This is a genomic window from uncultured Acidovorax sp., assembly GCF_964021665.1.
GTDB classification, from domain to species: domain Bacteria; phylum Pseudomonadota; class Gammaproteobacteria; order Burkholderiales; family Burkholderiaceae_C; genus Acidovorax; species Acidovorax temperans.
On sequence record NZ_CAXIAK010000137.1, the window covers coordinates 1 to 5,655 of the forward strand.

The window sequence follows — 5,655 nt, forward strand, 5'->3', positions numbered from 1 at the left end:
TCTTGGCCCATTGTGCGTCTGTCAGTACCCATCGAATGCTCATGCGCCTATTGCAACACATCCATTCACACATCTCAGAATGATTCTCAACAGACCCTAGCCTGGTTGCTGCGCTGGGCCATCGGCATGAGGTGTATTCGATTGATGAGAGCTTCGTGGACCTCAGTGGCATCCGGGGCGACATGACCGAACGAGCCCATGCCATCCGTGCGCGTGTGCTGCAGTGGGTGGGCATACCCTGCGGGATAGGTATTGCGCCGACCAAGACCCTCGCCAAGCTGGCCAACTATGTGGCCAAGACGGCTGAACGCAAACCTGGTTTCTACCCCTCGAAGCTTGCCCAGGTATGCAACCTTGTGCAGTTGCCCAGTGAAGAATTGGATGCGGTGCTGGAAGCGACCGAAGTGGGTGAAGTTTGGGGCGTGGGGCGCAAGATCGCAGCCCAGCTCAAGGAAGCGGGCATAGAGACCGCGCTGGACCTGGCTCGGCTCGATCCAGCCACGGTGCGCAGGCGCTGGTCGGTGGTGCTGGAGCGCACGGTGCGCGAATTGCAAGGCATGCCCTGCATCGGACTGGACGACCAACCACCACCCAAGAAGGAGATCGCCTGTACCCGCTCGTTTGGGCAACCCGTGAGTGAGCTCCCCGCCCTGGAGCAGGCCATCAGCACGTTTGCCAGCATGGCCGCGCAGAAGCTGCGCAGGCAGGCCAGCCACACGGCCCATGTGCTGGTGTTCATTCACACCAGCCCTTACCGCAAAGGTCCGCAGTACGCGCGGTCCATCACCGTGCCGCTGCGAAGCGCCACCAGCGACACCGTCTCCATCGTTCATGCTGCATTGACCGGCCTGCGCCGGATCTACCGGCCGGGCTACCTGTTCATCAAGGCGGGCGTGATGCTGCTGGACTTGCACAGCGCAAAGCTGCGACAGCGGGAACTCGACCTGGAACCACAGGAGACAGAGGACAGCACCCGGGAGCGGCTGATGGGGGTGCTCGATGAACTCAACCAACGCTATGGGCGCGGCACGGTGAACCTGGCGAGCGCCGGAGTGCAGGCAAAGGGAGAGCGTGCCAGTTGGGCCATGCGGCAGGAGCGCAGGTCACCGGCTTACACGACGTGCTGGGAGGACATGCCGGTGGTGGGGGAAGTCGCCGTCCCTGCAGCTCCAGGGACGTCTGCTGCAAACCGGGAGCAGGTGACTATGTGAAATCCATGCTGGCCAATACCCAATGGTCAGAAACGAAGATCAGCAAATTTCTTGGGCCAAGGGTGGGCCAGGAATGGGCCAAATTTGGGCCAAATTTGGGCCAAAACAAAAAGGCCCACCGAAGTGAGCCTTGAAGACAAGCTAAGTGCTTGATTTTATTGGTTGCGCGAGAAGGATTTGAACCTCCGACCTTTGGGTTATGAGCCCAACGAGCTACCAGACTGCTCCATCGCGCGGTAGATTTAAATTATACCCTATTATTCAGCAGCTGCCGAAGAATTTTCAGTTTCCGCAGCACGACCAACCAGTTCGACGTAAGCCATAGGAGCATTGTCGCCCACACGGAAACCCATCTTCAAGATGCGTGTGTAGCCACCGGGACGGGCTTTGAAGCGTGGGCCCAGTTCGTTGAAGAGCTTGGTAACGCTGTCACGGTCACGCAGACGGTTGAATGCGAGGCGACGGTTGGCGACGGAGTCTTCTTTAGCCAAAGTGATCATGGGCTCGATCACGCGGCGAAGTTCTTTAGCCTTGGGGACCGTTGTTTTGATGGCCTCATGCTCGATGAGCGAGTTCATCATGTTTTGCAGCATCGCAAGGCGGTGCGAGCTGGTGCGATTGAGTTTACGGAGGCCGTGTCCGTGGCGCATGGTGCTTTCCTTTTACTTTAATTAAATTGAGCAGCCGTATCAGGTACTGCCCAACGCACTGTTCCCATTCAGAGAACCGAAAATTATAACTTAACGCTTGTCGAGACCGGCTGGTGGCCAGTTCTCAAGCTTCATACCCAAGGTGAGACCGCGGGAAGCCAGGACTTCCTTGATTTCGTTGAGCGACTTACGACCAAGGTTAGGCGTCTTGAGCAACTCGTTTTCGGTGCGCTGAATCAGATCACCGATGTAATAGATGTTCTCTGCCTTGAGGCAGTTGGCAGAACGCACTGTCAGTTCCAATTCATCCACTGGGCGGAGCAAAATCGGATCGAACGTAGCACCGCCACGTGGGCCCGAGGGTGTCTCAAAGGCTGTCAGTTCGCCACCTTCCAGCTGGGCAAACACAGCCAACTGCTCCACCAAAATCTTGGCAGACGCACGCACGGCATCTTCCGCAGTGATCGCGCCATTGGTTTCAATCTCTACGACCAGCTTGTCCAGATCGGTACGCTGCTCCACGCGGGCACTTTCGACTGTGTAGCTAACGCGCTTGACTGGAGAGAAAGAGGCGTCGAGAACAATACGGCCAATAGATTTAGTAGCCTCGTCGGCGTAACGACGCATGCTGCCAGGCACATAACCACGGCCCTTTTCCACCTTGATCTGCATGTCCAGCTTGCCGCCCTGCGACAAGTGTGCGATCACGTGATCGGGGTTGACGATCTCTACGTCGTGGGGTGTCTGAATATCACGTGCGGTCACGACGCCTTCGCCGTCCTTGCGCAGGCTCAGGGTCACTTCATCACGGTTGTGGAGCTTGAACACCACGCCCTTCAGGTTCAAGAGAATGTTCACCACATCTTCTTGAACTCCATCAATAGAGGAGTACTCGTGAAGCACACCGGCAATGGTGACTTCAGTCGCTGCGTAACCCACCATAGACGAAAGCAGAACGCGTCTGATAGCGTTGCCCAGTGTATGGCCATAGCCCCGCTCAAACGGCTCCAGAGCCACTTTGGCGCGGTTGTGGCCCCGCTGCTCGACATTGATCGTCTTGGGTTTCAGCAAATTTGTTGGCATTCAAACTTCCTCTCAATACCCCCAGCTCGTTACACCGGTAAGGCTGGTGAAGCGCCTAAACCGCGATGCCTCGCGGTTTAGGAACGGTTTACTCGAAAACTAGATCGAGTGATTAGCGCGAATACAACTCAACGATCAGGGATTCGTTGATATCCGCACCGAATTCATCACGATCAGGCACCTTCTTGAAGACACCTTCTGCCTTGTCGGCATTCACATCAACCCAAGCGGGCATGCCCACTTGAGCGGCCAGTTGCAATGCTTCAGTGATACGGGCCTGCTTTTTGGACTTCTCACGTACAGCGACCACATCACCGACCTTCACAAGGTACGAAGGGATGTTGACCGACTGGCCGTTCACAGTGATCGCCTTGTGCGAAACCAACTGACGGGCTTCTGCACGTGTGGAACCAAAGCCCATGCGATACACGACGTTGTCCAGGCGTGACTCCAGCAGGAACAGCAGATTCGCACCGGTGTTGCCCTTCTTGCCATCAGCGGCTTCGAAGTAACGGCGGAATTGCTTTTCCAAAATGCCGTACATGCGCTTGACTTTTTGCTTTTCGCGCAGCTGCAGTCCGTAGTCAGAGGTACGGGCGCCGGAGGTGCGACCATGCTGACCAGGCTTGGAATCGAACTTGGACTTGTCAGCGATGGAGCGACGAGCACTCTTCAGGAACAGGTCCGTGCCTTCACGGCGGGAAAGTTTGGCCTTGGGGCCGAGGTAACGTGCCACTTGAGCTTCCTTTTATGTCATCTACCGCAAACCATTGCGGGAGCCGCCTGGAGCGCTTACGCGTCTACAGGCGGCGGTGGGCTTAAAAAAATTAGATACGGCGACGCTTTTGAGGGCGGCAGCCATTGTGCGGCACAGGCGTCACATCGGAAATCGATGTGATGCGGATGCCCAAGGCGCCCAGAGCGCGCACAGAGGATTCACGACCTGGACCAGGACCCTTGATCTCGACATCCAGGTTCTTGATACCTTGGTCAATGGCAGCGCGGCCAGCCACTTCGGAAGCCACCTGTGCTGCGAAGGGAGTGGACTTGCGCGAGCCCTTGAAACCTTGACCACCAGACGACGCCCAAGACAAAGCGTTGCCTTGACGATCGGTAATGGTAATGATCGTGTTGTTGAAGGAGGCATGCACGTGTGCAATACCGTCCGAAACGTTCTTGCGAACCTTCTTGCGAACGCGCTGAGCTGCGTTATTGGCAGGAGACTTAGCCATAATGATCTTTCAATCTCTTTATTTCTTCAGTGCAGCTGCACCCTTGCGCGGACCCTTGCGAGTACGGGCGTTGGTACGCGTACGCTGACCACGCATCGGCAGACCACGACGATGGCGGAAACCACGGTAGCAGCCAATGTCCATCAAACGCTTGATGTTCATGGTGGTTTCGCGACGCAGGTCACCTTCAATGGTGAACTGTTCGATTTGCTCGCGAATTTTTTCCAGATCGCTATCCGTCAGATCCTTGATCTTCTTGGTGTAAGCGATGCCAGTTGCTTCGCAAATCTTGCGAGCGCGGGTGCGACCAATGCCAAAAATGGAGGTCAGACCGATTTCCGCATGCTTGTGAGGCGGAATGTTGATGCCAGCGATACGTGCCATATGCGTCCTCTAATACTTTCCAATCAACCTTGGCGCTGCTTATGACGCAGATCCGTGCAGATCACGCGCACCACACCCTTGCGGCGGATGATCTTGCAGTTGCGGCAGATTTTTTTGACCGAAGCCGAAACTCTCATTGCATTCTCCTAAAACTTTTCCATCCGTCCCGGCTGCTTTGCACGGAACACAATGCGTGCCCGCGAAAACTCCTGGGGCGCTCACTTAACTTAATTTCATAACTTCTGAGCAGCACTGGCTACTCAGAAATCATGCTTCAACCAGCACTGCCACCCTTGAAATTAGCTTTCTTGAGCAGAGACTCGTATTGCTGCGACATCATGTAGTTCTGAACCTGGGCCATGAAGTCCATGGTCACCACCACAATGATCAACAACGATGTACCACCAAAGTAGAACGGCACGTTGTACTTGAGAATCAAGAACTCGGGCAGCAAGCACACAAAGGTGATGTACACAGCACCGGCAAGAGTCAAGCGAACCAGAATCTTGTCAATGTAGCGGGCAGTTTGCTCGCCTGGGCGAATTCCAGGGATGAAGGCACCGCTCTTCTTCAGGTTATCTGCCGTCTCGCGGCTGTTGAAAACCAACGCCGTATAGAAGAAACAGAAGAAGATGATGGCGGCCGCATAGAACATCACATAGATGGGCTGACCAGGGGTCAGTGCACCAGAGATATCCTTCAGCCAACGCATCGAATCGCCTGCACTGAACCAATTCACTACTGTTGCCGGCAACAGAATGATCGACGATGCAAAGATCGGTGGAATCACGCCGGCCATGTTCAACTTCAGGGGCAGATGAGACGCCTGACCGCCGTAAACCTTGTTCCCCACCTGACGACGGGCATAGTTCACGAGAATCTTGCGCTGGCCTCGCTCCACGAACACAACGAAGTATGTTACCAGACCCACCACCAGTACGATGAAGATCGCAGCAGGTGCTGACATCGCGCCAGTACTGACCAATTCCAGCAAACCACCAATAGAGCTTGGGAGCCCTGCGGCAATACCTGCAAAGATCAGGATGGAAATGCCGTTGCCTAAACCACGCTCAGTGATTTGCTCACCCAACCACA

Annotated in this window: 8 protein-coding genes and 1 tRNA gene; 1 reads left to right on the forward strand and 8 read right to left on the reverse strand. The window is 55.5% G+C overall.

Annotated elements, in window-relative coordinates:
• Positions 1–131: 131 nt before the first annotated feature.
• Positions 132–1,211, forward strand: coding sequence for a Y-family DNA polymerase (locus tag AADJ04_RS17415; protein WP_338071807.1), 1,080 nt, complete (start codon positions 132–134; stop codon positions 1,209–1,211).
• 159 nt (positions 1,212–1,370) lie between these two features.
• On the opposite strand, the gene AADJ04_RS17420 is transcribed toward AADJ04_RS17415, so the two are convergent.
• The 8 genes from AADJ04_RS17420 to secY all read right to left on the reverse strand — a co-directional run.
• A tRNA-Met gene (locus tag AADJ04_RS17420) sits at positions 1,371–1,447 on the reverse strand.
• A 21-nt stretch (positions 1,448–1,468) separates the two neighbouring features.
• On the reverse strand, positions 1,469–1,861 hold the full coding sequence (gene rplQ / locus AADJ04_RS17425; RefSeq protein ID WP_341240386.1) for a 50S ribosomal protein L17: 393 nt from the start codon (positions 1,859–1,861) through the stop codon (positions 1,469–1,471).
• A 90-nt stretch (positions 1,862–1,951) separates the two neighbouring features.
• Positions 1,952–2,944 (reverse strand): DNA-directed RNA polymerase subunit alpha, encoded by a 993-nt coding sequence (gene rpoA, locus AADJ04_RS17430; protein WP_341240387.1) that lies wholly within the window; start codon positions 2,942–2,944, stop codon positions 1,952–1,954.
• Between the two features lie 112 nt (positions 2,945–3,056).
• Entirely contained in the window at positions 3,057–3,680 is a 624-nt protein-coding gene (gene rpsD, locus AADJ04_RS17435; protein WP_044399288.1) for a 30S ribosomal protein S4, read from the reverse strand.
• Positions 3,681–3,771: 91 nt separating this feature from the next.
• Positions 3,772–4,176 (reverse strand): 30S ribosomal protein S11, encoded by a 405-nt coding sequence (rpsK, locus tag AADJ04_RS17440; RefSeq protein ID WP_005793662.1) that lies wholly within the window; start codon positions 4,174–4,176, stop codon positions 3,772–3,774.
• Between the two features lie 18 nt (positions 4,177–4,194).
• Positions 4,195–4,560 (reverse strand): 30S ribosomal protein S13, encoded by a 366-nt coding sequence (rpsM, locus tag AADJ04_RS17445; RefSeq protein WP_066698027.1) that lies wholly within the window; start codon positions 4,558–4,560, stop codon positions 4,195–4,197.
• A 23-nt stretch (positions 4,561–4,583) separates the two neighbouring features.
• Positions 4,584–4,697 (reverse strand): 50S ribosomal protein L36, encoded by a 114-nt coding sequence (rpmJ, locus tag AADJ04_RS17450; RefSeq protein ID WP_005793651.1) that lies wholly within the window; start codon positions 4,695–4,697, stop codon positions 4,584–4,586.
• 137 nt (positions 4,698–4,834) lie between these two features.
• Positions 4,835–5,655: preprotein translocase subunit SecY (gene secY, locus AADJ04_RS17455; protein WP_341240388.1), on the reverse strand; the 821-nt coding region annotated here is incomplete at its 5' end.